Below are 24,661 nucleotides of genomic sequence, written 5' to 3'. Positions count from 1 at the left end.
CCGGGGCCGCCGCCGCCGTCACCGCCCTGGGAGACCGCGCCGTCCCCGTGGGTTCGGCCGGTCTGGCCACACGGCTGGCGGAGGCCTGGCGCCCCGTCCTGGAACCGGACCCGACCCTGGTGGTGGTGACCTCCCTCCACCAGGCCGCACGCGGTCAGGTGGCCGAGCTGATGGCCGACGAGTGGACGCGGGTGGAACAGCCCGACGCCCACGCGCTGGCCGACGACGCCGCCTGGCGGGAGTGGTCGCAGCGGGTGCTGGACACCTTCGACCCCGCCTGCCCGCACACCGCCCTCGTCGCTCCCGACGACCGCACCAGCGGGCTGGACCCCGCCCTGGTCGCCCGACGCTTCGGGGAGCTGGCGGCCCGCGTCGCCCAGCGATACCCGCTGTCCGGGTTCGTCGTCACCGGCGGCGACGGGGCACGTGCCCTGACCGCGTCCCTCCAGGCCAGGGCCATCGTCCTGACCGGCGAGGTGGCCCCGGGCATCCCGTTGGGCTCCCTGGCGGGCGGCCCCCGCGAGGGACTCTCCATCGTCACCAAGGCCGGGGGCTTCGGCTCCCCCACCGCCCTCATCGAGGCCGCTGACGCGGTCCGCAACACGAAAGGCAGCAACGTATGAGCCGCCCCACCCTCGCGGTCACCCTCGGTGACGTCGCGGGTATCGGTCCGGAGATCACCGCCAAGGCGCTCCTCCACCACCCGGAGGTCCGTGAGCTGGCCAGGCCCGTGGTCGTCGGCGACGCCGACGCCCTGCGCAGGGCCGTCACCGCCGTGGGCGGGGACGCGTCGGCGGTGAACCCGATCGACTCCCCCGCCGACGCGGCCGACACCCCCGGCGTGATCGACGTCGTGCAGACCGGCCCCTCGCTCGGCCACGTCCCCTACGGCGAACTGAGCGCTGAGGCGGGCGACGGCGCGGCCCGCTTCGTCATCGCGGCCGTGGACCTGGCCAAGCGGGGTCTGGTCGACGGGATCGTCACACCCCCGCTGAACAAGGCCGCCATGCACCTGGGCGGGCACCTGTGGCCGGGGCACACCGAACTGCTGGCGCACGAGTTCGGGGTCAGCGACTACAGCCTCGTGCTGTCCGCGGGCGAGCTGTCCTTCTTCCACCTGACCACGCACGTCTCGCTCCGCCGTGCCATCGAGGACGTCACCCAGGAACGCACCCTGGAGGTCCTGCGGCTGATGAGCGCGTTCGCCCGCGCCCAGGGGGAGGCCGACGAGCCCATCGGCGTGGCCGGACTCAACCCGCACGCCGGGGAGAACCGCCTGTTCGGCGACGAGGACGCCGACGTGCTCGCCCCGGCCATCGAACGCGCCCGCGCGGAGGGCATCAACGCCCACGGGCCCATCCCGGCCGACGCGCTCATCCCGGCGGCCGTCCGAGGCAAGTGGAAGCTGGTCGCGGTCTGCTACCACGACCAGGGGCACGCGCCCTTCAAGGCCGTCTACGGCGACGACGGCGTCAACATCACCGCGGGACTGCCGGTGGTCCGGGTGTCGGTCGACCACGGTACGGCCTTCGACATCGCGGGCCAGGGCATCGCGCGCGAGGCCAGCCTGGTCCTGGCACTGCGCCGGGCCGCCGAGCTCGCTCCCGGTTGGGGGCACGTCTGGAAGGCCACCGCCTCCTGACGGCACGGACGACGCACCGCCGCGAGGCGGCCGGGACGCCCCTGTCTCCCCTGGTTTCCGGGGAGGCGGGGGCGCGCCCCGTCGCGCGCGACCCGCGGGTCCGGGGGCGCCTCCGACGCTCCGTGGCACCCGCGCCACACGCCCTAGAATGACGGCCATGCCTGTCGACCGCTCCGACCCCCGGCCCCTGCACGCCCAGGTGGCCGACGCGCTGCGCGCGGAGATCCGCGACCGCTCGATCCCGCCCGGAGACGCCCTGCCCAGCGAGGCCGCCCTGCGCGAACGCTTCGGCGTCTCCCGAAGCGTGGTCCGTCAGGCTCTGGCCACCCTGGAGGACGACGGGACGGTCCGCCGGACCAGGGGCCGGGCCCCGGTCGCGGCGGTCCCCACCGAGCACCACCGCCTGGTGCAGCGGGTGACCGGACTCTTCGACCAGTTCTCCGCCGAGGGGCTGAGCCTGCGCACCGCGGTGCTCTCCCTGGAGCGGACCCGCGGCGGACCGCCCTCGGCCGTCCACCACCTGGTGACCGAGGACCTGCTGCGCCTGGAGCGCGTCCGGTCGGTCGACGACGAGGCGCTGTCCTACGTGCGCACCTGGCTCCCGGCGGGGCGCTTCGCCGACCTGGACTCGGCGATGCTGGCCAACGCCTCCCTGCACCGGCTCATGGAGACGCGGTTCGACGCCGTTCCCAGCAGCGGCCGCAGGCAGATCCGGGCGGTCCCGGCCGACCCGCGCATCGCCCGTGAGCTCGGTGTCTCCGACGGAGTCCCGCTCCTGCTCCTGGAGGGCGGCACCTTCGACCAGGACGGCCTGCCCCTGGAGTGGTTCGAGAGCTGGCACCGCTCGGACCGGGTGGTCTTCGACATCGAGGCGGACGGTGCGGCCGACCAGATCCGCATCGCTCCGGGTCCGTCGTTGGCGGCCGCCCCGTCCCCGGAGGGCCCGCAGGAGGCCGCGTCCGAGGCTCCCGCGCCGCACTCCGGGCTGGACCGCGCCGCGGCCCTCGCCGCCGAACTGCGCACCGAGCTGGACCGTCTGCGCGCCGGGAGCTGATGCTTCCCGCGGTCCTCGCGGTCACGCCGGACTGGGGCCCACGGCGACGGGGGTGCCCGGGGTCGCCCGCGTGCGAGAGGTCACTAGGATCTGGGGCATGCCCATCGTGTTCGACCTGGTCAGCACCGACGCCTCACGTGTGGTGGTGCGCCCCTCGCCGCTCGCCGAGCTGATGGCGTTCCTGCACAGCGTCGCCGAACCGGGCCACCACCCCGGCGCGAGCCGGGACATCCGCGCCGTGCGGACCGGAGTGGACCGCGCCACCGATCGGCGCCTGCGCACGTTCGCCCCCCTGTGGGCGCGGTTCCGTCTGCGCGCGCTGCTGCCCCTGGACACCAGCCACCCGGCGACGTTCCAGGACGAGCTGGCACTGATGAACGCCATGCCCGCGTCGGTGTTCGACTCCATGGTGGCGGAGACCATCGCGAGCGGGAGCTGGGAGCGCTACTACGGCCTGCGCGACCCCAGCGATCACCGGGCGGAGTTCCTGGAGGTGTGCCGGGCCAAGAGCGAGGAGCGCGAGGAGCTGGGCGAACTCTTCCTGGCAGACCGCGCGGCCTTCCGCCACAACCTGTCCGACCTGCTCCAGCACTGCCATGACACGTTCTTCCGCGCGCGCTGGGAGGCGACCCTGCCCCAGCTCGCCACAGCCGAACGCGAGGTGCGGGGGCGGTTCTCCAGGGACCGGCTCGGGGTCGTGCTGGCCTCGCTCACACCGGGCGGGCACTACCTGCCGCAGACCGCGCAGGTCGCCTACGACAAGCTCCAGAACGCCTTCGTCTCCTGTGCGGGACGCGACCTGGTCCTGGTGCCCAGCCTGTTCACCCGCCCCCACCTGGTGGTGAAGTTCGAGGAGGCCCAGCCCCGCGCGAACCTGCCCATCGTGGTGCAGTTCCCCATCACCGAGATGGGCACCACCGACGTCCCTCTCAAGGAGTTGCAGCACCGTATGGCCGTGCTCTCGGACCCCGCCCGGCTGGTGTTGTGCCGTCACCTGGTCAACGAGCACTGCACCACCGGCGAGCTGGCGGCACGGGTCGGCATGACCGAACCCCAGGTCTCCCGGCACCTGCGGCGCCTGCGCGAGGCCGGGCTGCTGGAGTCGGTGCGCGACGGAAGGCTGGTGCGCCACCGCATCAGGCTGGGCACCGTCTACGCGCTGGGACACCAGTTCCTGACCCGCCTCGTGCAGTGACGCCGAGACGCGGGGGCCGCTCCGTGGCCCCGATCCCCCGTGCCCCGTGCGGCGACGCGGCCCGGGACGCCACGGGCCCCGGTCCGCGTCCGCGCGGAACCGGGACCCGCGCCGGTCAGAAGTCGACCAGCTCCGCGGCCAGCCGCAGCTGCTCGGCGTCCTCCGGCAGGACGAACCCCTCGGCAAGCATCCGGTCCAGGACCCGCGAGTGCTCGCGCCGGTAGCCGTCCGCGTCCCCGTAGCGCTCGACGAGCCGTTCGGTGCCCAGCGGCGTCTCACTGCCGTGGTACCAGGAGGGCCGACCCATGGGGGTGGCGGCCACCAGGGTCGACAGCGGTGCGTCGGTGTAGGTGGTGCGCAGCCCTCCCCTGGCGTTGCCGTCACCGTCCCTGAGCACGGTGTCGGTGTCGTCCACCGTCTCCAGGAGGCGGGACGCCGGGGGTGCCGCCTCGCCGCGCGCCCACGCGGAAAGGGACTCCAGCAGGGCGTTGTACACGTGGGAGTTGGGGAAGGTGGACCACCGGGCGCCCTCGGGGAGCGGGCAGTCCCGGAGCCGCTCGCGGTCCCGGTCGCTCATCTGGCGGGTCTCCCGGTGCGCCATCCCCGCCACCTCGTACAACCGGAAGGTCGGCGAGTCCGGCCTGCGGTGCGTGAGCCCCCGCACCTGGCCCGAGACCCCGCAGGCCCAGCGGACGGACTGGAACTCCGCCTCCCCCAGGACCTCCATGACCGGGGCGTCCACGTCCGGCAGCGCGGGGCCGCCGGAGGCGCAGGGCATGTACCCGTCGAAGACGGGGCCGCCGTCCGGGCGCCGCAGGACACCGTGGTGGCGCTCGACGAACCTGCGCACGACCCCGCCGGTCTGGGAGATCCCGGCGAACAGCAGGGTGCGCACGGCGGCCTCGGGCAGGCCGGGAAGCCCCTCCCTCAGGGCGTTGGCCACCTGGGCGACGATCTCGAACGACTGCGGCGTGGCGCGCCACCACCGCTCCTTGAACTCGTCGTACTCGCGGGCCAGCACCTCCGGAGTGGGGTTCTCCGTGAAGGGGATGCTGCCCGCGAAGTCCTTGGCCAGCTCCCCCGGGGAGAAGGTCATGTCCGCGTACCGGCGCTCGTCGACCCCCTTGATGAGGTCGAGCGCGGACGGGGCCTGGGAGTCGATGCCCACCCAGATGAAGCCCCCGCGCATGATCTGGCGGTTGAAGGCCCGCCACACCGAGTTCCCGCCCCAGATGTGGCTCACCTCGGCCAGCGCCCGACCCGTGTACAGCGACATGTCCGAGGGACGCCGGATGAGGATGCGGGTGCTGTAGGGGTCACCGGCGGCCGTGCCGGAGACGAGGTACTCCTCCTGGACGTAGTCGTAGGTGGGCATGCGGTCGACCCCGTAGGGTTCGAGCACCACGGCCCGGTTCCCGTCGGTCTCGGGGACGGGACCCCGGATCAGGGCATGCTTCGCCTGCGCGTGTCGGGTGGTCATGTTCTCCTTCTTCCAGAACGGAAGGGGGGCGGGCGGGCGGGAACGGACGGTCAGAGTCGGGGCACGGCCTCGAGCAGCGTGCGCGTGTAGTCGTCCTCAGGGGCGCGGAGCACCCGGGACGTGGGGCCGGACTCGACGACCCGGCCGCCGTTCAGGACGGCGACGCGGTCACACATGAAGTCCACGACGGCCATGTCGTGGCTGACGAAGAGCAGGGAGAGCCCGCGTGCCCGGCGGATGTCCTTGAGCAGATTGAGGACCTTGGCCTGCACGGACACGTCCAGTGCCGAGACCGGCTCGTCGGCGACGATCAGTTCGGGTTCCAGGGCCAGGGCGCGGGCGATGGACACGCGCTGGCGCTGACCGCCGGAGAACTCGTGGGGCAGGCGCCCCATCCAGGACCGGGCGAGCCCGACCTCGTCAGCGAGTGCCAGGGCGCGGGCCTCCCTCTCGGCGGGGGTGTGCAGTCCCTGCACCCGGTAGGGCTCCTCCAGCAGCTCGCGCAGGGTCATGCGCGGGTTGAGGGAGTTGGACGAGTCCTGGAAGACCATCTGCATGCGGCGCCGGTAGGCGCGCAGTTCGGCCCGGCGCATGGACAGGATGTCCCGGCCCAGCACCGTCACCGAGCCCGAGGTGGGCCGGATGAGGCCGATGGCCATGCGGCCCAGGGTGGACTTGCCCGAACCGGACTCGCCGACCAGGCCCAGGACCTCGTCGCGGCCCAGTTCCAGGGACGCGTCCCGGACCGCCACGTGCGCGGTCCGGCGCAGGATCCCGCCGAGACGGAACCTCTTGGTCACGTTCTCCATGCGCAGGACGGGTTCGGCCCCCGCGGCGCCGTCGGTCGTGCTCATCACTGCACCGCCTTGGTGAATCGGCTCTTGTCGATGACGGGGAGGCGGTCCGGACTGTCCCCGAGCCGGGGTGAGGCCTCCAGCAGACCGCGCGTGTACCCGGACTCCGGGGCGGACACCACGCGGTCGGTGGGCCCCGACTCCATGGCGTGGCCGTCGAGCATGACCACGACGTCGTCCGTGTACCGGGAGACCAGTCCGAGGTCGTGGCTGATGAGCAGGACGGACAGGCCGAGCTCCTCGCGCAGCTCGGCCAGCAGGTCGAGGATCTGCTTCTGGATGGTGGCGTCGAGCGCGGTCGTGGGTTCGTCCGCGATCAGCAGGTCGGGCTCGCAGGAGATGCTCATGGCGATCATGACGCGCTGGCGCATTCCGCCGGAGAGCTGGTGCACGTAGGCGTCGAGGACGCCCCGGGAGGGCGGGATGCCGACCAGGTCGAGGAGTTCGGCGCTGCGTGCACGGGCCTGGCGCCGGGTCAGCCCCAGGTGCAGGCGCAGGGGTGCCGCCATCTGCGCGCCGATGGTCTTGGTGGGGTGGAGCGCGCTCATGGGCTCCTGGAACACGAAGCCCATCTCGCGTCCGGCCATGGCTCGCCGTTCCCGGGCGGGCAGGGACAGCAGGTCGCGGCCCCGGTACAGCACCTGCCCGGAGGCGATCGCCGTCTCGGGGAGGATGCCCATGACGGCGGTGGCCGTCATGGACTTGCCCGAACCGGACTCGCCCACGATCCCCAGGGTGCCCCGGCGGCGCAGGGTGAGGTCGAGGGAGTGGACCACGCGGCGCGGACCCTCCGGGGTCAGGACGTCGATGTCCAGGCCGCGCACGTCCAGCAGGATGTCGTCGGTGGAGTTCGTGGTCACTCCTTGGCCTCCAGCCTGATGCGGGGGTCGAGCGTGGCGGCGACCACGTCGACCAGCAGGTTGACGAGGACGAAGGCCACCGCGATGAAGAAGATGCAGCCCTCGATGAGCGGGTAGTCGCGCCGTTCGACGGCGGTGAGCAGCAGCTTGCCCAGACCCGGCAGCGAGAAGACGTTCTCGGTCACGACCGCTCCGCCGAGCATGGAGGCCAGGGAGAGCCCGACCACCGTGACCAGGGGCGCGAGCGCGGCCGGGAAGACGTAGGAGCGGGTGATGGTGCGCTCGGGCAGGCCCTGGGCGCGGGCCGTGGCCACGAAGGGCTGGTGCTTGGCGTCGAGCACGCCGTTGCGCGAGTACCGGAACAGCGTGGCCGCCTCCAGGGTGCCCAGCGCCAGGCAGGGCAGCGCCATGTAGCGCACGTACTGGACGGGGTCCTCGGTGATCGGGGTGAAACCGGCGACCGGCAGCCACTGGAGGGTCACCCCGAAGAGCATGACCATCAGGATGGCCAGCCAGAAGGTGGGCATGGCCACGCCCACCGCCGAACCGACGACCATGGTCCGGTCCAGGGCCCTCGACCTCGTGGCTCCGGCGACGGCGCCGAGCGCGGGGCCGATGAGCAGCGCGAGGAGCATGGAGATCAGCGCCAGCTGGCCGGTCACGAGCGCGGCCGACAGGACCAGTTCGGCCACGGGCGCGTGCAGGAAGATGGACTCCCCGAAGTCGAAGCGCGCCATCCTGGCGAGCCAGTCCAGGAACTGCTGCCACATCGGGGCGTCGAGTCCCAGCTCGGTGCGCAGCTCGGCGATCTCGGTCGCCGTGGCGTTCTCACCGAGGATGACGGCGGCGGGGTCACCCGGGGTCAGTCGCAGCAGGACGAAGAGCAGCACCATCGGCACGGCGACGGTCGGGATGAGCGCCAGCAGGCGTTTGAACACGTAGGAGAGCACGGGTCACCCGTCCTTCTCGTCGGAGCGGGCGGTGGCCGCGACCCGTCGCGAGGACCGGGCGGAGGACTTGGAGGAGCGCGCCAGTTCGGCCAGGCGCCGGGCCCTCGGGTCCATGGCGTCGCGGAGTCCGTCGCCGAGGAGGATGAGCCCGAGGACGGTCAGCAGGATGGCCGCGCCCGGGAACACCCCGATCCACCAGGCCACCGCCGCGTACTGCTGCGCGGCGGACAGGCTCGCGCCCCAGCTGGGCACGTCCGGAGGCAGCCCGATGCCGAGGAAGCTCAGGGCCGCGATGGACAGCACCGTGGCGGCGAAGCCCATGGTGGCCTGGACGATGAGCACCGAGACGGACTCGGGGGCCACGTAGCGGAAGAGGATCCAGGAGTCCCGGGCTCCCAGCGCGCGGGCCGACTCCACCATGGGCGCGGAGCGCGCGGTGAGCGCGGCGGCGCGGACCACGCGGGCGATCGGCGGCACCAGGACCACGGTGAGGCCGAACAGGACCGGTCCCACCCCCCGGCCCAGGACACCGACCAGGCTCATGACCAGGATGATGTTGGGGAACGACATCAGTCCGTCGATGACGCGCATGACGATCGCGTCCACCCAGCGGAAGTAGCCGCAGACGACGCCGGTGAGGAACCCGGCGACGATGGCGAGCAGGGTGCAGGCGGCGGCGATGCCGAGCGAGGTGCGGGCTCCGTGGAGCAGCACCGTCCACATGTCGCGGCCCTGCTCGTCGGTGCCCAGGGGGCCACCGGTTCCGGGCGCCTGGAGTCGCTCGCTGGGTCGGAGCAGGTCGGGGTCGCCGCCCAGGACGGGCGCGAGGAGTGCCAACAGCGTGATGACCGCGACGATCGCGGCGCCCGTCATCGCGCTCGGGTCCCTGGAGAGGGACCGCAGGGTGGTTCTCATGAGGAGTCTTTCGTGCGCGGTGGGTTCCGGGGCCCGGCGGCCCTGCGGCGGGCCGCCGGGCGGCGGGGTCCTACTGGTCGATCCAGATGTTGTAGAAGCCCCGGACGGTTCCCTGCGTGGCCTCGAAACCGCCGACGTCGGCGGAGGTCACCGCGAGACGGGGTTCGTGGCCGAAGCGGATGAACGGGACGTCGTCCCAGATGAGTTCCTGGAGTTCGTCCCAGGCGGGCTTGCGGCTCTCGGTGTCCTCGCCCTCGGTGACGGCGGCCATGAGCTCGGCCTTCTCCTCGGTGGCCCACCAACCGGGGAAGTCGTCGTTGAGGAAGACCACGGTCAGGGGGTCGGAGTAGGCCGCGCCCCCGCCGAGGAACACCTCCCAGGTGTCCTCCTCGGTCCGCGTGGAGCCGAAGGTGGCGGCGTCCATCGCCTGGAGGTCGACGTTGAGGCCGACCGCCTCCAGCTGCTGCTGGACGATGGGGCCGTAGTTGTCGTTGGAGGGGCGGTAGAGCACGCGCACCGGGGTGCCGTCGTACCCGGCCTCGTCGAGCAGGCGCTCGGCCTCCTCGGCCGAGCGGTCCGTGTAGGCCTCGGATCCGGCGTCGGAGTACCAGGGCGAACCGGGCGGGAAGAAGCTGGAGTCCTCGGTGAAGTAGTCGGTCCCGCCGAGGTACTGCGTCTCGATCTCCGCGAAGTCCAGCGCGTTGAGCACGGCGCGGCGCATGAGCACGTCGCCCATCAGCTCGGATCGCAGGTTGAACTGCATGATGGAGAACTCGGAGTCCTCGCTCAGCACCGCCTGGAGCGAGGGGTCGGCCTCGTAGACGTCCAACTGGTCGACGCCGAGGAACTGCGGGGCGACGTTCACCTCGGCGGTGCGCAGCTGGTTGAGCGTGTTGGACTCGTTGAACGGGATGAACCTCAGGGTGTCGGCGTGGGCGGTCTTGGCCCCCGCGGCGCCGTCCGGGTCCTCGTCCCGCGGGGCGTAGTCGTCGAACCGGGAGGCCGTGGCCTGGCGGTCCACCGTGAACTCGTCGAGGCTGTAGGGGCCGGTGCAGTCCAGGGACGACAGCTCGTCGTCCCCTGCGGCCTCCAGCGAGGCGGCGGACATCACGTAGGCGCCGGTGTCGGGCGTGGAGAGCAGTGCGGGGATCGCGCCGGTGGGGTTGACGGTGGTGATCGTGACCGTGAGGTCGTCGGTCTCGACGATTTCCTCCACCAGGCTGTTGAAGAGCTCGCCCGGGTCGGAGTCGGCGTAGCGGTCGAGCGAGGCCACGACGTCGGCGGCGGTGAGCTGACCGCCCTCGTGGAACGGGACGCCCTCCCTCAGGCGCAGCGTGTACACGCCCGCGTCGGCGTCGTACTCGTAGGAGTCCACGAGGCCGTCCTGGATCGAGGTGTCGGCCGCGTTGGCGAACAGGCCCTCACACACCGAGGCGGCGACCATCCAGTTGGAGCGCGAGGTGGTGGCGTGCGGGTCGATGACGGCGGGCAGGGAGGCGACCACGAGCTCGCCTCCGGTCACCGGCTCCGAGGAGGCTCCGCCGCTCTGGGGGGAGCCGCAACCGGACAGGAGGAGTGCCGTGCCGCCCACCAGTCCTAGTGCGGCCGCGCTGCGCTGAGAGATCACGGATCAGGCCTTTCGGGGAAATCGGGATGGTGGTCCCGTGGGGACACCCACAGGTTAGGCATGATCCACCCACGTGAAAGGCATCGTTTACCGCGACCCCGGTAAGAAACGATCAGGTGACGGGAGTTACAGGTTTGACTGGTGGGACCGTGGGTGTCCGTGACCCCACCCACAGCGACCACTCCGGGGCCGCCGCCTCCCCCGGACGCACCCGTCCCCGGGCCCGCGTCCGCCCCGACGGCCCCTCGATTCTCATTTGAGCACGGCGATGTGGACCGCCTGGGGGCAGATCGAGGACGTCCACTTCATCCTGATCCGCATGGACCTGGACTCGGGCGGGGGCCTCTCCGCCGGAGAGCTCGCGGGCGAGTGCGAGGGTGACTTCCGCGAATTCCGCGAGTGTCGGGAACGTCTGACGCGGGAGCGCGCACGGGAGGCCCTGGACGAGGCGGACACCGAGTTCGACGAGTTCCTGACCGTCGCCCTACGGGAACTGGAACAGGGTGTGTGAAGGCGCGGCCGCGGTGGATCGGGCGCGCGGTCGATCGTCGGCGCCAGGGGGTACCGGGCGTCCACCAGCGCCGTCACCGCGCCGCAACCGGAACGCGGTACGGATTTCACGTGGGGGGTCTGGTCAGAACGCCCGCGAGGCCCCATGGTGTGAGGGTTCGACCGACTCCCTCCTCCCCCAAGGAGCAGCGTTGCCCGCGATCCCCCGTACGTTCCCCCTGACCCACGCGCGCCGGACGGTGGTCCGCGCCCTGTCCGCGCTCACCGCCGCCGTACTCGTCGCCGTCCTCGGGTGGGCCACCCCGGCCCTGGCCCACCACGTCCTTCCGCCCGGCATCCCCTCCACGTCAGCGGCGCAGTCGCAGCTCAACGGCCTGACCGTCCGCGCCAAGAACAACGGCGCGGGCTACGACCGCAGCCTCTTCCCGCACTGGGTGATCATCAGCAGCCCCTGCGACGCGCGCGAGACCGTCCTGCGACGCGACGGCCACACCGTCCAGGTGGACGGCAACTGCCAGCCGACCTCCGGCCGGTGGTCCAGCGAGTACGACGGCGTGTGGACCGACAACGCGTCCTCGTTCGACATCGACCACATGGTGCCGCTCTACGACGCCTGGCGGTCGGGCGCCAACGGCTGGTCCGCCGCCCAGCGCCGCGCCTTCGCCAACGACGTCTCCTCGCCCCAGCTGTGGGCGGTCTCCGCGAGCAGCAACCGTTCCAAGGGCGACCGGGACCCCTCGGCGTGGATGCCGCCGCGCACCGCGATCCACTGCGACTACGTCAAGGCCTGGGTGAACGTGAAGCACCGCTACGGCCTGTCCGTGACCAGCACCGAGAAGTCCTCCATCCAGGGCACCATCAACTCCCGCTGCTGACCCCCGACGACCGGGGCCGTGTGGACGGTGGTCCACACGGCCCCCGGACGTGTTCGGCGCGGTGGCGGAAGGGGGCTTCCGCACGGTTCACCGGCTCTGCATGATGGTGCGATGAGACGCTGTGATTTCTGCGAACTCCCCCTGGACGGCGGCTGCGCCTGCGCGCTCAGAACCGACCGTCGTCGCGGCGAGGCGACCCCCGTGAGCGAGATCCACATCCACAGCAGCGGAAAGGCGCACCTTCCCGGCTGCCAGCACCAGTACCCGAGCGGGGTCAGCGCCCCCAAGTGGGGATGGGTCCTCGACGCCGATCCCTCCGTGTGGCGCAGGATCAGCGAGGGCTCGCCCCTGAGGGCCACCCACGGCAACACCGACCGGGTCGCCACCAGCCGCTGCAAGGACTACGACGTCTGATCCCCCGGTCGTCGATCCTGGTCCCACCGCCCTGACCGGGGCGGTGGGCACGGACCACCGCCCCGGCCTCCGGCTCACCAGCCGGCAGTGGCGCCCAGCTCCCGCAGGGCGGGCCGCACGGCGTCGAGGACCGTCGGGAACCACACCGAGAACTCCGCCGTCCCGCGCAGCCGCTCCAGTCCGACGGCGTCCACGAAGCACGTCTCGGCCACCTCCTCCGGGTCGGGCCGGGTCCGGCCCCGGACCACCCCGACGAACAGGTGATTGAACTCGCGTTCCACGAGCCCGGAGACCGGGTCCGTGTGGTGGTAGCTCACCGTCCCCGCGGCGCGCAGCAGGGTCGGGGCCACCCCCAGCTCCTCACCCGTGCGCCGGGAGGCCGCCACGAAGGGGAGCTCGCCCGGTTCCGGGTGACCACAGCAGGTGTTGGACCACAGGCCCGGCGAGTGGTACTTGGACAGGGCACGGCGCTGGAGCATCAGCTGACCCCGTTCGTCCAGGAGGAAGACCGAGAAGGCCCGGTGCAGCTGGCCCGGGGCCCGGTGCGCGGACAGCTTCTCGGCGGTGCCCGTCGTCGTCCCGTCCTCGTCGACCAGTTCGAGCATGATCGGCCGGTGCTCGTCCCGCACGGTCTCGTTCACGGACCCGGGGACTCCGGCATGGGTGTCGGTGGTCATGAGCGCCCTTCGTGTTCGACGGTGTTGTGGCGTGCCGCGTGGTGACGACGGCCCGGGCCGGGGCCCCGAGGGAGGGGCGCCCCGGTCACCGGGCCGAGCTCGCGGAGGGGTCAGACCTTGTCCGCCGCGATGAGCAGGTAGTGGAAGCTGCCCTCCTTGTAGGCGGTCAGGAAGGGGTCCTCCACGCCGGTCGCGACCTGCGACTGCGCGCGCAGCTCCCAGTACGGGATGGTCGCGGCGGTGAGGTCGACGACGTTGATCGGCACGAGGTTGTTGGCGGACATCGCCCGGAAGTACTCGCTCCGGGGGTGGATGTTGCAGGTGTAGTGCTCGTCGATCCGGCTGACCGCCTTGGAGCGGCCGCCGGTCACGTCGTTGTAGCAACCGGTGATGGTGACGTAGCGGCCACCGTACTCCAGGAGGCGGGAGTGCTCGCTGAACAGCTCGAACAGGTCCACGTACATGGTGGACTCGTTGTTCCAGCTGGCCCGCATCGAACCCGTCTCGAAGCCGGTGTCCAGCATGTTGCGGAAGTGGAAGCGCACCTTGTCGTCCACACCCCGCTCGCGGGCCTGGGCGTTGGCGAACTCCACCTGCTGCTCGGAGATGCTCACCCCGTCCACGTGGCAGCCGAACCGGGCGTTGGCCATGAAGCTGGTGCCGCCGCGGCCGGAGCCGGTGTCCTGGATGCGGTCGTCCGGGGTGATGTCACCGAGGTGGTCCAGGAGCACGTCCGCCTGCGCGGTCTCCAGGCGGTGCATCTCCTCGATGATCCGCTGTTCGCGCGTCTCCTCGGGGCCCTCCAGCACGGAGGGGTCGTAGTCGCCGATCCCGTAGTGGTGGTGGAAGAGACCGTCGACCTCACCCAGGCGGATGTTCACGGGGTCCTTCTCCGCGTTCCAGTAGTCCGCGACGGACTGCTGGTAGGCGGTACGCAGGACCTGGCCCTGGTTCCGCACCTGGTTGTGAGAGGGCATGGTCGTGGTCATCGTGTTGCTCCTTGTCATGGTGGTGTTCGTCCTCGGCTCGGGCGCACCGCGTTCGCGGCGCACACCGAACCGGAGCGGGGGCACGCGCCCCCGCTCGGAGGGGTCTCGGATGCGGTGGGGTCAGGCGGCGGAGGCGCCGTGGTAGCGCGCGGTCCGGGCGTGCCACTCCCGGCTTCCCCCGAGCCAGGCCCACACACCGGCGAGGAAGCGGCGCAGCTCCGGTGAACCGGAGAGGGCGAGCGCGGCCGCCTCGGCCTCGTAGGTGTGCATGATCTCGTCGTGGATGAGGACGGTGCGCTCGATGGCCTCCTGCTCCGAGCAGTTCTCCTCGGTGGCGATCAGCCGGGGGACGCTGAAGTCCGAGGGGTCCTCCTTGCCCATCGAGTAGAGGTCGTTCACGATCACGCTCGCCGACCCTGCCAGGGTGAAGACCCTCCGCACCCGGGGGTCGGCGAACTCGGCCTGGGAGAGTTCGTAGCCGGCGACCGCGTCGATGAGCACCATGCAGGGCACGAAGCTGTTCTCGTGCCGGTGCATGAGGAACTCCCAGACCGGGGGACGCTGGCCGGTCGCCGCCCAGACCCCCTCCTGGTTGTAGGCCACGAACATGATGGCCAGCTCGTGCCGGAGACGGCGTACCTGAGCGGCGGAGGCGTAGTCGGACAGGTTGTCCAGGGCGGCGCGCAGCGCCACCATGACCGGATCGGCCTGGACGACCTCCTCCAGCTGCGGTGCGTAGCGCAGCGGCAGGTGCGCCTGGTCGATCACCGAGTGGGCGATCGCCAGCCGCTGCCCGAGCAGTTCGGGCTGGGCCTCCTCCACCTCACCGTCCATGTAGTGGTCGTCCACCGACCACTCGGACAGCGCGCACTTGGCCGCGGCCAGCAACCGTTCGGAGTCGTCGGTCTCGGGGTGGGCGAGCATGATGAGGCGTCCGAAGTCGCAGGCGCGCACCCGGTCGAGCTGGCCGGGGTACACACCGACCTCCTCGGCCCACTCGACCAGCCGGTCGTTGACCTCCTCCCCCAGCGCCGGGTCGTCCCGGACGGCGGGAGGGCAGTAGAGCACGGGGACCGGTGATCCGCCTTCGCCCTGCGGGAGTCCGGGACCCGCGGGCGAGGCCGGGACCAGGGTGGCGGCCCTCTGGCCCCTCGGCTCGGAGACGGGCGGCCGGTCGGGCAGCAGGATCCGGGCGGCGGAGGTCCCCAGCCCCGAGGGCCCGCCAGGCAGACGGGGTCCGCGAACCGGTCTCGCCGACGTCGCGAGCAGGTCGGCGTTCCCGGGGCGTTGGGGGTCGCGCAGCAGCGACCGCACCAGCTCCGCCGTCGAGTGCCCCGCGCTGGTCGAGGACATCCGGGACAGCAGTGACACTCAGTCCCCCTTCCCTGAGGGTGTGGACGGCTCAGGCACGGGGGCGGACCTCGACGTTCTCCAGGACGCCCAGGGCGTCCGGGACGAGCACGGCGGCGGAGTAGTAGGTGCTCACGAGGTAGGAGATGAGCGCCCTGTCGTCGATGCCCATGAACCGGGCGTTGAGGCCGGGCTCGACCTCGTCGGGCAGGCCGGTCTGGTGCAGGCCGATGACGCCCTCGTTGTCCTCGCCCGTACGCACGGCGATGATCGAGGAGGTCTGGTGGTCGGAGATCGGGATCTTGCCGCAGGGCAGGATCGGCACCCCGCGCCACGCGGGCAGGTGGTGTCCGCCGACCTCGACCGTGCCGATGTTGAGGCCCAGCTTGTTGCACTCCTTGCCGAAGGCCGCGATGGCCCGGGGGTGGGCGAACATGAACTGGGTGTTGCGCCGCATGCTGACGAGGTCGTCGAGGTCGTCCGGGGTGGGCGGGCCGGAGTGGGTCTGGATCCGCTGGCGGAAGTCGGCGTTGTGCAGCAGGCCGAAATCGCGGTTGTTGACCAGTTCGTGCTCCTGGCGCTCGCGCAGCGCCTCGATGGTCAGACGGAGCTGCTGCTCGGTCTGGTTCATCGGCTTGTTGTAGAGGTCGGCGACCCGGGTGTGCACGCGCAGCACGGTCTGGGCCACGCTCAGCTCGTACTCTCGCGGCTTGAGCTCGTAGTCGACGAAGGTGCCGGGGAGCTCGACCTCACCGGAGTGCCCCGAGGAGAGGGCGATCTCGGCCTCGCCGTACTTGTTCTGGCTGTGCCCCGGTGCGGACAGGTAGCCCTGGACCTGGACCTGGAGGCTGGGAGAGTCGTCCAGGAGCGCGATGAACTCCCGGCGCGGCAGCTCCAGGAGGGTGCCCGCGGTCGCCGCCTTGACGGTGAACCCCCAGATGGGATCGGTGTCCAGGAGGTACCGCTCACCGACGTTGTCGCCGTCCGCGAGCACACCGAGGCGGTTGGTCTCCCCGTAGGCGCCCTCGCTGGTCTTGTGGACTCGGCCGTGCGCCAGGAGGAACAGCCGGTCGGCGGGGGTGCCCTCCTGCGCGAGGACCTCACCCGGTTCGAACTCCCGCTGGGTGAAGCGCCCGGCCAGGGCCTCCAGGACCTCGATGTCGTCGTAGCCGCGCAGCACGGCCAGTTCCCCGAGCTCGCGCGGGATCACGCGCACCTCGGAGCCGTTCTGCTCGAAGTCGATCCGGCCGTCGCCGATGGTGTAGCTCAGGCGACGGTTGACCCGGTAGGCGCCACCGTCGGTCTGGACCCACGGAAGCGTCTTGAGCAGCCAGCGGGAACTCTTCCCCTGCATCTGCGGAGCGGACTTGGTGGTGGTGGCCAGGTTCCGCGCGGCCGCGGTCGCCAGGCTCTGCTGATCGCTGGTCCGAACCTCGGGGGCTGAGTCGATCGACATCGGAGGTGTCTCTCCTCATGGTGGTCGCGTGTACCCGCACGGCGGTCGGGCCGCGCGGGACTGAGAGGGCGAAGGGGACACGAAACGCAGGGAAGAGCTCATTTCGAGCACTCCCGAACCGTCCCCCACAAACCGCGGCCCACCTTACGAGAAACACCGTACCGAAATCACAGGAACCTCTTTTTCAGACACAAGAAGAGCTTCTGGCCACACTCCGATTACCAAAACGGACCTTCGAGGCACATCACCCCACCTCAAAGACCCAGCACACCTCATGAGCAGCACCAACGGAGTTCCTCACCCTTCCCCGAAGACAGCGAGGACATTATCCCCCAAGGCACCCACAAAAGACCAAAGATCCACCCGAAGACCGCATTAACCCTGCATCCAGGACCACCGAACTCCCCGATTTTCGGTCACCCCAGAAATCACCCCAAAGCCACAAAACACCCGGGGCTACTCCCGGAGCCGCTCCTGCTCGACGAGTGCCTCGAGGTCCGGCAACCGACGCATCGTCGCGAGGGGTTGCGCCATCCGGTGATTGCCCGAGAGCACCTCCTCGTTGCGCCTCATCCACGCCCAGTACCCGGCGGTGAACGGACAGGCCCGGGGCCCCACCCGCACCCCGGGGTCGAACCGGCACGAGCCGCAGTGGTCGCTCATCCGGTGGATGTAGGCGCCCCCGGAGGTGTAGGGCTTGGTCGCCACCTCTCCTCCATCGGCGTACTGGCTCATCCCGATGACGTTGGTGGCCATCACCCAGGGAAAGCCGTCCACGAACGAGGTGGCGAACCACTCGCTCAGCCGCTCGGGCCGGTAGCCCCGCTGGAGGGCGTGGCTGCCCAGCACCATCAACCGCTCGATGTGGTGGGCGTAGCCGCGTTCCCGCACCCCCGCCATGGTCTGGCTCAGACACCGTGCCCCGATCCCCTCGGAGTCGAGTCCGCGCCACCACCCGGGAAGCTCCGTGCGCGCCCCGAAGTGGTTGGACCGCAGGTAGTCGGGCCCCAGATGCCAGTACAGGTGCCAGGTCCACTCCCGCCATCCGAGGATCTGCCGGACGAACCCCTCGACCGAGGCGAGCGGCGCGGTGCCCTCCCGGTACCGGCGCTCGGCGGCCTCGACCACCCTGAGCGGGTCCAGCAGACCCAGGTTCAGCGGGACCGAGAGCAGCGAGTGCGACATGCTCCAGTCGCCCTCCAACATGGCGTCCTGACGGGCGCNNNACCGCCGCCAGCCGCTCGTCGAGGAACCGGCGCAGCGCCCGCCCGGCCTCCGCGCGGCCCACCGCGAACAGGCGGGGACCGTCCTCGCCCACCACCCTGCTCCCGGTCTCCCCGCACAACGCGTCCAGGTCCCTGCGCACCCCCTGGTCGATGGCGTTCTCCCGCGGGTGCCACGGCGCCGGCACCCCCAGCGTCGCGGCCTTGGGCGGTCCCTCACGGTTGCTCTTGTCGAAGTTCCACCCGCCACCCACGGGCCCACCGTCCGGCTCCAGCAGGACACCGAACCTGCGGCGCTGGTCCCGGTAGAAGTCCTCCATCCGGAAGCCCGACCGGCCCTCCACCCACTCGGCGAACTCGTCCTTGCCCAACGCGAACCCCGGAGTGGGCAGGACCTCGCCGACCAGCCCCTCGTCCCGCAGGCCTTCGACCAGCGCCAACGCCGCGTGGGACCCGGGTTCGTGCACGTCCACCGTCCGACCGAATCGGCGCAGCCCCTCCCGGTAGGTCTCCGCCCGGACATAGGTGACCCGGCCGCCCAGGTCCCGCGCCAACCGCCGCATGGCCGCCAGGACCAGGTGCAGCTTCTGTCGGTGGTAGGGCCTGCGCCGCAGGGCCAGCTCGGACTCGATCAGCAGGATCGGCCGGCCCCGGTTCCGGTGGGTTCCGTGGAAGTGCCCGCCGAGCTGGTCACCGAACAACCACAGAGGTCTGTCCTGGGTCATGTGCACCCGATTCCTTCGGAGTCGTGGGGTGTGTTGGAACGCGCTGTGAGCAGGGGCCACCCCGCAGGTGCGCACACCATCGCGAGGCCACGGGCCAGGTGACGCAGGAAGCAGGGTGCGGGTGAGCAGGGCCGGGTCCGGGTCGGCCGCCCCCGCAGTCCGATCGCATCGGTCATCACCTCGGGGCTGACGAGGACGAGAAGGGCGCACCCGACGGTCGGGGGAACGCGCGCAGGAGGGCTCCGCCCACGCGCTGACCAGCGGTGGAGTCCTCCGCTCCCACAGGCTCCCTCGACGGCGGCATCGCCCATGGGGACAGTATGTGGCCGACTCCGCACTGGAAGTGGGAGGCACAGAGGCGGGACGCTGCGCTCGGGAACGCGTACTCTCTGACAACATAAACGTTTGGAAAACGAGCTACTCGGTATACGAGTAATAAGCCGACGGTGTCGGCGCCGCCACCTCAGGGCGTCAGCCGACCACAACCCAGCGCTCCTGCGCTCGAAGGGAAGCCATGACCACCGCCACGCCCAGAATCACCCCGTCGACCACGTCCGCACTCCTCGCGGCCCTGGTGTTCGCCGCCGCCGTGACCGCGGCCGCGCTGGTCGGTGTGCTCTCCAATCCCGGAACCGCCGGGGACTACGCGGCTCTCCAGCAACCGTCGTGGGCACCACCGTCCTGGCTGTTCGGCCCGGTGTGGACGGTGCTGTACGCGATGATCGCCGTGTCCGGCTGGCTGGTCTGGCGCCAGCGAGGCTGGCAGGGAGCCCGCACGGAACTGTCCCTGTTCGCCGTCCAGTTGCTCCTGAACGCGGCGTGGTCGCCGCTGTTCTTCACCGCCGGACTCCGGGGGACCGCCCTGGTCGACATCGTGCTGCTGTTGGCGGCCCTGGCGGTGACCATCCTCCTGTTCGCCCGCGTGTCCCGTTGGGCCGCGGCCCTGCTGGTGCCCTACTGGGCCTGGGTGGCGTTCGCGACCGCGCTCAACTTCTCCATCTGGTCGCTCAACACGGGGAGTTGACCACCGGCCGTCCGACTCCGTTGCCCGTCTCGCGTACCACTCGGCACCGCCCGCGTGCGAACCTGGGCGTGGGTGACACGCAGTCACGCACCCGCACCGAGCAGCATCGAGACCAGGGGGCGACCATGGCGTCGGACGCACAGGCCACGCGGTCCACGGCGCTGGCGGCCATCGAGGAGTACCTCACCGGCCGCCTGGAGAAGACCCAGAGCGCGGCACGCTCCGTGCGCGCCTCGGGCGGCGATCCAGGCGGCACCGGCAGGGAGGTGGAGCTCCTGCGCGCCCGGGAACTGACCGACTGGCAGGAACGGGGTTTCCTCAGCCACCTCAACGCCGCCGCGGTGATCGAGGAGTACTACGGGCGCAGGATCACCAAGGCCCGCCGCGACCTCCGGCGCGAACGCCCCGAACGCGGGGACCGGTACGCGGGGGTTCGGGACGCCTACCGGCGCATCCGCGAGGAACGCGACGACGTCCGCGCCTGGTTCCTGGAGCAGGGCTGGGACCCCGACCTCACCACCACGCTCTCCGAGGAGGCGGGCGGGGTCTGCGGCCACTACTGGAACGGCAGCCCCGCCCCGCGCTGACAGTCACCTTCGCCCGACGGGGCGGATGGATGGCCAGACGTTCCAGGAGCTCGGCCCGGCTCAACCGCCGATGAGCTCGCCCGCCACCGTCTCGGGTTCGACGAGGCATCGCCAGGCGGGTACGCGCACCGTGCGCGCACCGGAAACCTCCTCGAACAGGGCCGCCCTGTCCAGGACCCGCTGGAGTGTCCGACCCGGAGCGGGAGCGGCCGTGGAACCGACACCGGCGCGGTCGACGATCACCGCCGTATCTGTGTGCTCCCCCGGCACCAGCAGGTCACAGGAGTATCCCTCGACACGGTGGCTGACCCTTGGGGCCCTTCCGCGCACGGTGAGCGCCTCGAACAGCAGGCTGCCAGCCTCGTCGAGCGCACCGACGCCCGAGACCTCGTCCTGGGCCGCGAGGTCGCCCAACAGCCCACCCTGTTCGGCCCAGTACTCGCGGTCGCCGACCACGTACAGGCGCGAACGAGCGCGGGTGACCGCCACGTTCCACAGGTTCTGCTGCTGGCGCGCCCAGTTCCCGCTGCTCCGGTGCACACCGGCCGCCGCTGCGGGCGAGACGACAACGACGTCACACTCCCCGCCCTGGAACCGGTGAGCCGTGCCCACGCGAATACGGTCGGCGGCACCCTCCCCGAGCTTGTCCTCGATGAGGCGGACCTGCGGGGCGAACGGCGAGACCACTCCGATGCTCGCCTCCGGAGGCAGGGACCGCCCCAGCTTACGGAGCAGGTCGAGCACCGACTCGGCCTCCTCCCGGTTGAGGCAGGAACGTCCTCCGGGACGTTCACAGGCACCACGCACGTCGATCCACTGCACCGCGGGGTCGCCCGGCGCGACGAGAGCGGCGCTGTTGGTGCGCACCGCCAGGCGTTCGCCGTAGAAGCGCCGGTTCACCGGAGCGACGATGTCGGGGTGACAGCGGTAGTGCTCGTCGAGCCACAGAACCTCGCCGCCGCCCGCGACCAGCGCTGACGCTGCCGCGTGGTAGGCGGAGGAGCCACCGAAGGAGAGCGAGCGCTCCTCCGTCTCCGCCGCTGGCAACCCATGCACGGAAAGGATCCGACGGTCGTCCTGCGCGGTCATGGGGTTGACCGGTTGCAGCTGGTAGGGATCGCCGATCACCAGGGCCCGACGCGACCGGTAGAGCAGCGGAACCAGGTCAGCGACCGTGCACTGACTGGCCTCGTCGATCACCACCAGGTCGAACAGCCCGGGTTCGGGAGGGAAGACCCCGCGCACCGAACGTGACGTGGTGGCCCACGCGGGCACGGTGCGCACCAGCGCCTTCATGCCCTTCCAGCCGTTCTGCCCCGAGGCGAGGTTGCGCAGGCGCGCCTCGACGACGCCCCTCCCCCGGCGCAGTGAGTCCGCGACCCTGCCCAGCAGGTACTCCGTGCTCGCTTCGCGGCGCTGCTCGCTCAGGCCCCGCATCCTGGCCACCGTCTGCTCGGGGCTCGTTCCCCGCTCCGCCCGCCCGCGCAGCTCCCACCACTCGTTCTCCGTGGTCAGGTACGCCAGGACGCCGGACAGTTCCTGGTCCGTCCCCGAGATGCCGAGTCCCCGACGCGTCAACCACCGGTGCCACCAGCCCGTCCAACGCGACTCCAGTGACGCCTCCACCCTGCGTGTCCAGCGGTTCCGGTCCCGTGGCCTCTCGAAGGCGGAGGGGTCGACCGCCGTCGGCAGACTCCGCCGCAGCCGGTTCCGTTCTCCGGCCAGGAGCGCCAGACGTCGCTCCGTCCGCTCCGCCTCCGCCAGTTCGTGACGGCCCGCGTCCAACCCCTTCTGGTGAACCACCAGACGTGCGTGCGCGGTGGCCGCATCCGCCGCACCCCACTCGGCGGCCATCAGGGCGTTGAGGATCTCGGACTCACGGGCACGGCGTTCCTGGTTGCCGGTGCGCACCATCAGATCCGCGTCCGGCGCGAGCTTGTTGACCCTCGTGACCACCTCGTCCACGGCCGTGTTGTTGGTGGAGGCGACCAGGACCGACTGGCCCGCCGCGACGGCCGTGGTGACCACGGAGGTGATGAGTTCGCTCTTACCGGTTCCGGGAGCGCCGGTGGCCACGGTCAGCACCCGGCTCATGGCGGAGGCGAGGATCTCCTCCTGCGCGGTGTTGCTGCGGCCGGTCACGACGGGCAGCACCGGCTCCCCGCCACCGGCGGCAGACGCAGGGCCGGACAGGGCCGCGAGCGCGGTCCTGTCGATCGTCTCCAGACGGATCCCACCGCCGCTCCGGTCCAGATCGCCGAGCAGCTGCTTGACCGCCGCTCCAGCGGGGTCTGCCCGGTAGAGGACGGCGGCGTTCTGGGCGCCCCGTCGGGCGCCGTGCCGCACGTCCAACGCCGTGCGCAACTCCCCGGCGATCAGATCATCGACCCTGGCCAGGTTCAGGCGGTCGCAGACCGTGCGCGCCTTGTCGGCAAGGCCCGAGACCCCTCCCCCGTCCCAGTCGACCTCGAACCAGGTGACCAGCTCCTCGATGTCACCCTCGTCCAGGTCGGCGGCCGAGACCAACAGTTCCCGGTTGAGCTCCGGCTCACCGACGGGAACCAGGAAGCGCTCGCCGTCCTCCTCCTCGACCTCCACGTCCATCACGAACAGCGGGGCGAGTTTGGCCTTGCGGCCACGGCCGCGCTCGGACCGCACCGGATCGAAGAGCACCGCCGGATAGCCGTAACGCAGGTGGCGGCCCTCGTCGACCGCTTCCCGGGCCAGGCCCTCCGCCCTCCCGGCCAGTCTCCACCGGTCCGCAGCCCTGCTGAGCAGCACCTCCGAGCCCATTTCGCAGACAGCGACGTCCCGCCCGCTCGCGTCCGGCAGCTGCTGAAGCACGCTCTGCTTCATCAGGCAGTCCCGCAGGTAGTCGAGGTAGGGACCCCAGCCCCACACACCACCCGCACGGTGCCCGCCGCGGCCCGTCTCCCCTGCGGGAGCCTTCGCGCCTTCCTCTGCGGCGCTCCCCTGTTCCCCGGCTCCGGCCTGGGCCTTCGGCAGATCAGCGGCGGTCGCCGACCCCGTGTGCCGGGCCAGTACCAGTGAACCGCGCACGCCCAGGGACGAGACCGTGACGCGTTGGCCCTCGACGTGGTCGACCTCGCGGTGGACGTGCTGGTAGAGGTCGACCGCGTCGATCCACCCGTCGCCGTTGGAGTCGGTGGCCGCCCCCGCCAGCCCGCGCACCACGGAGGCACTGAACGGGGACGGACGCGCACCCGCGCTGTTGTCACCCTCCCGAGCCAGCTCCAGGGCGCCCGAGGCCGCGATCACGTAGGTCCCCGCTCCATCGCTGAGCTGGCGCTCCAGATCAAGGGGCTCGGCCTCCTCGCCACCGGCGGACCGGGTCGCGAACCCGTCGGCGAACGCGCCTCCGTGGCAGCAGTCCAACAACAGCACCTTGCTGCGCATCCGGGAGTCCTCCAACAACCGCTTGAGGACCTCCGCGGACAGCGCGGTCGTCTCCAGGCGCTTGCGCCGCGTGTCCCGCAGCGCCAGGTGCAGGCGTCCCCGCTTGTCCTTGACCCCGTGCCCGGAGAACGAGACAAGGAGGAGGTCGTCGGGCCTGCCCTCCGACAGCGCCGTCTCCAGGGCCTCCATGGCCTCGTTACGGGTGGGGTCCAGCAAGGGCTGGACCCGGTCGTAGTGCCCGTTCGCCTTCAGGACCCGCTCGATGGCGCGGACGTCCTCGTGCGGTGAGTCGAGCGGGGCCAGGTCGTCGTAACGGTTCACCCCGATGAGGATCGCTGTCCGGCGCATCAGTCACCGTCCTTCGCGGTCACCTGGGTCTTGCGCCCCTCGTTCAGCGCGCGCACGTAGGCCTCGACTTCCCCCGTGCCCACGCGACCCTTCACGGTGACCTTGGCGTCGCCGAGCTCCACCGTCACCGACCGCTGACCGCTCTGTTCGATCCACTTCCCCAGCAGCGTCACCAGCCCGGTGAGCACGGGCCTGAGGAACGCACCCGCCAGCACCACAGCCCCCGCGAGCAGCGCGGGGTCGGCGGACCTGGTTCCCGCCACCGCGTCGCCCTCCGCCACACCCACCTCGTCGACATCCAGGTCCTCCAACAGGAGTACCAGGTCCCGGGTGTGCTGTTCCGCCTCTTCCTCCGTGACGTCCTCGTCGAAGTCGACCCTGGCCACAAGCTCGCTCGGCTCCACGCGCGCGTTCTCCCGATTCCCCAACAAGGGGCCGCTCCGTCACGACCCGCTGACACTCCGCCACGCAGGTCTACCAGCCGGAACC

General features: G+C 71.3%; 22 protein-coding genes and 1 pseudogene. 9 read left to right on the top strand and 14 right to left on the bottom strand.

All coding sequences use genetic code 11. The features are described 5' to 3' along the window. From D452_RS0114020 to D452_RS0114005, 4 genes are all read left to right on the top strand, one after another. Positions 1–623, top strand: a 623-nt coding sequence (locus D452_RS0114020; protein WP_017544781.1) for a nucleotide-binding domain containing protein, incomplete at its 5' end; no start/stop codon positions are given. Next, complete coding sequence (gene pdxA / locus D452_RS0114015) at positions 620–1,642, top strand: 4-hydroxythreonine-4-phosphate dehydrogenase PdxA (RefSeq protein ID WP_017544780.1); 1,023 nt, start codon at positions 620–622, stop codon at positions 1,640–1,642. The genes D452_RS0114020 and pdxA, both read left to right, overlap by 4 nt. A gap of 148 nt (positions 1,643–1,790) precedes the next feature. Further along, positions 1,791–2,696 carry a GntR family transcriptional regulator gene (locus D452_RS0114010; protein ID WP_026129294.1) on the top strand — a complete coding sequence of 302 codons (906 nt, stop codon included), beginning with the start codon at positions 1,791–1,793 and terminating at the stop codon, positions 2,694–2,696. 97 nt (positions 2,697–2,793) lie between these two features. Beyond that, positions 2,794–3,891 (top strand): ArsR/SmtB family transcription factor, encoded by a 1,098-nt coding sequence (locus D452_RS0114005; RefSeq protein ID WP_017544778.1) that lies wholly within the window; start codon positions 2,794–2,796, stop codon positions 3,889–3,891. Positions 3,892–4,006: 115 nt separating this feature from the next. Here D452_RS0114005 and D452_RS0114000 read toward each other — a convergent pair whose 3' ends face one another. The 6 genes from D452_RS0114000 to D452_RS0113975 all read right to left on the bottom strand — a co-directional run bounded on the left by D452_RS0114000 (position 4,007) and on the right by D452_RS0113975 (position 10,577). After that, on the bottom strand, positions 4,007–5,371 hold the full coding sequence (locus D452_RS0114000; RefSeq protein WP_017544777.1) for an alpha/beta hydrolase domain-containing protein: 1,365 nt from the start codon (positions 5,369–5,371) through the stop codon (positions 4,007–4,009). Positions 5,372–5,421: 50 nt separating this feature from the next. Next, positions 5,422–6,225 (bottom strand): ATP-binding cassette domain-containing protein, encoded by an 804-nt coding sequence (locus D452_RS28285; protein ID WP_017544776.1) that lies wholly within the window; start codon positions 6,223–6,225, stop codon positions 5,422–5,424. Further along, complete coding sequence (locus D452_RS0113990) at positions 6,225–7,085, bottom strand: ABC transporter ATP-binding protein (protein WP_017544775.1); 861 nt, start codon at positions 7,083–7,085, stop codon at positions 6,225–6,227. Before D452_RS0113990 ends, D452_RS28285 begins: the two co-directional genes overlap by 1 nt. Continuing rightward, complete coding sequence (locus D452_RS0113985; RefSeq protein WP_014910150.1) at positions 7,082–8,035, bottom strand: ABC transporter permease; 954 nt, start codon at positions 8,033–8,035, stop codon at positions 7,082–7,084. Before D452_RS0113985 ends, D452_RS0113990 begins: the two co-directional genes overlap by 4 nt. Before the next feature lie 3 nt (positions 8,036–8,038). After that, positions 8,039–8,950, bottom strand: a complete 912-nt coding sequence (locus D452_RS28280) for an ABC transporter permease (RefSeq protein ID WP_017544774.1) — start codon at positions 8,948–8,950, stop codon at positions 8,039–8,041. Positions 8,951–9,020: 70 nt separating this feature from the next. Further along, entirely contained in the window at positions 9,021–10,577 is a 1,557-nt protein-coding gene (locus D452_RS0113975; RefSeq protein WP_051061311.1) for an ABC transporter substrate-binding protein, read from the bottom strand. A 256-nt stretch (positions 10,578–10,833) separates the two neighbouring features. Between D452_RS0113975 and D452_RS0113970 the strand changes: the two genes are divergently transcribed. From D452_RS0113970 to D452_RS0113960, 3 genes are all read left to right on the top strand, one after another. Next, positions 10,834–11,088 (top strand): hypothetical protein, encoded by a 255-nt coding sequence (locus tag D452_RS0113970; protein ID WP_152498591.1) that lies wholly within the window; start codon positions 10,834–10,836, stop codon positions 11,086–11,088. 190 nt (positions 11,089–11,278) lie between these two features. Next, the gene (locus D452_RS0113965; RefSeq protein ID WP_017544771.1) at positions 11,279–11,962 is read left to right on the top strand and encodes an HNH endonuclease family protein; all 684 of its coding nucleotides are present in this window, start codon (positions 11,279–11,281) and stop codon (positions 11,960–11,962) included. Between the two features lie 111 nt (positions 11,963–12,073). Then, on the top strand, positions 12,074–12,376 hold the full coding sequence (locus tag D452_RS0113960; RefSeq protein ID WP_017544770.1) for a hypothetical protein: 303 nt from the start codon (positions 12,074–12,076) through the stop codon (positions 12,374–12,376). Between the two features lie 74 nt (positions 12,377–12,450). Here D452_RS0113960 and idi read toward each other — a convergent pair whose 3' ends face one another. The 6 genes and pseudogenes from idi to D452_RS31960 all read right to left on the bottom strand — a co-directional run. Next, positions 12,451–13,053 carry an isopentenyl-diphosphate Delta-isomerase gene (idi, locus tag D452_RS0113955; protein WP_017544769.1) on the bottom strand — a complete coding sequence of 201 codons (603 nt, stop codon included), beginning with the start codon at positions 13,051–13,053 and terminating at the stop codon, positions 12,451–12,453. 110 nt (positions 13,054–13,163) lie between these two features. Next, entirely contained in the window at positions 13,164–14,042 is an 879-nt protein-coding gene (locus tag D452_RS0113950) for a geranyl diphosphate 2-C-methyltransferase (protein ID WP_017544768.1), read from the bottom strand. 120 nt (positions 14,043–14,162) lie between these two features. Further along, positions 14,163–15,413: a family 2 encapsulin nanocompartment cargo protein terpene cyclase gene (locus tag D452_RS0113945; protein WP_017544767.1), complete on the bottom strand. Its 1,251-nt coding sequence runs from the start codon at positions 15,411–15,413 to the stop codon at positions 14,163–14,165. A 31-nt stretch (positions 15,414–15,444) separates the two neighbouring features. Continuing rightward, positions 15,445–16,848, bottom strand: a complete 1,404-nt coding sequence (locus D452_RS0113940; protein WP_017544766.1) for a family 2B encapsulin nanocompartment shell protein — start codon at positions 16,846–16,848, stop codon at positions 15,445–15,447. Positions 16,849–17,304: 456 nt separating this feature from the next. Then, complete coding sequence (locus tag D452_RS31385) at positions 17,305–18,054, bottom strand: cryptochrome/photolyase family protein (RefSeq protein ID WP_017544765.1); 750 nt, start codon at positions 18,052–18,054, stop codon at positions 17,305–17,307. Between the two features lie 151 nt (positions 18,055–18,205). Then, positions 18,206–18,796 (bottom strand): annotated as a pseudogene (locus D452_RS31960) (cryptochrome/photolyase family protein); the annotation flags it as partial. A gap of 514 nt (positions 18,797–19,310) precedes the next feature. Between D452_RS31960 and D452_RS0113930 the strand changes: the two are divergent. Both D452_RS0113930 and D452_RS0113925 read left to right on the top strand, forming a co-directional pair. Next, the gene (locus tag D452_RS0113930; RefSeq protein ID WP_017544764.1) at positions 19,311–19,820 is read left to right on the top strand and encodes a TspO/MBR family protein; all 510 of its coding nucleotides are present in this window, start codon (positions 19,311–19,313) and stop codon (positions 19,818–19,820) included. 125 nt (positions 19,821–19,945) lie between these two features. Continuing rightward, complete coding sequence (locus tag D452_RS0113925) at positions 19,946–20,407, top strand: hypothetical protein (protein WP_017544763.1); 462 nt, start codon at positions 19,946–19,948, stop codon at positions 20,405–20,407. A gap of 60 nt (positions 20,408–20,467) precedes the next feature. Here D452_RS0113925 and D452_RS0113920 read toward each other — a convergent pair whose 3' ends face one another. Continuing rightward, positions 20,468–24,172: a caspase, EACC1-associated type gene (locus D452_RS0113920; protein ID WP_017544762.1), complete on the bottom strand. Its 3,705-nt coding sequence runs from the start codon at positions 24,170–24,172 to the stop codon at positions 20,468–20,470. Further along, complete coding sequence (locus D452_RS28270; RefSeq protein WP_083927521.1) at positions 24,172–24,576, bottom strand: hypothetical protein; 405 nt, start codon at positions 24,574–24,576, stop codon at positions 24,172–24,174. The genes D452_RS0113920 and D452_RS28270 overlap by 1 nt, the downstream gene beginning before the upstream one ends. Positions 24,577–24,661: the final 85 nt, after the last annotated feature.

Origin of the sequence: Nocardiopsis prasina DSM 43845 (assembly GCF_000341265.1) — a bacterium.
Taxonomy (GTDB): domain Bacteria; phylum Actinomycetota; class Actinomycetes; order Streptosporangiales; family Streptosporangiaceae; genus Nocardiopsis; species Nocardiopsis prasina.
The sequence above is the reverse complement of the archived record's forward strand: the minus strand, read 5'-3'. Positions and strand labels throughout refer to the sequence as shown.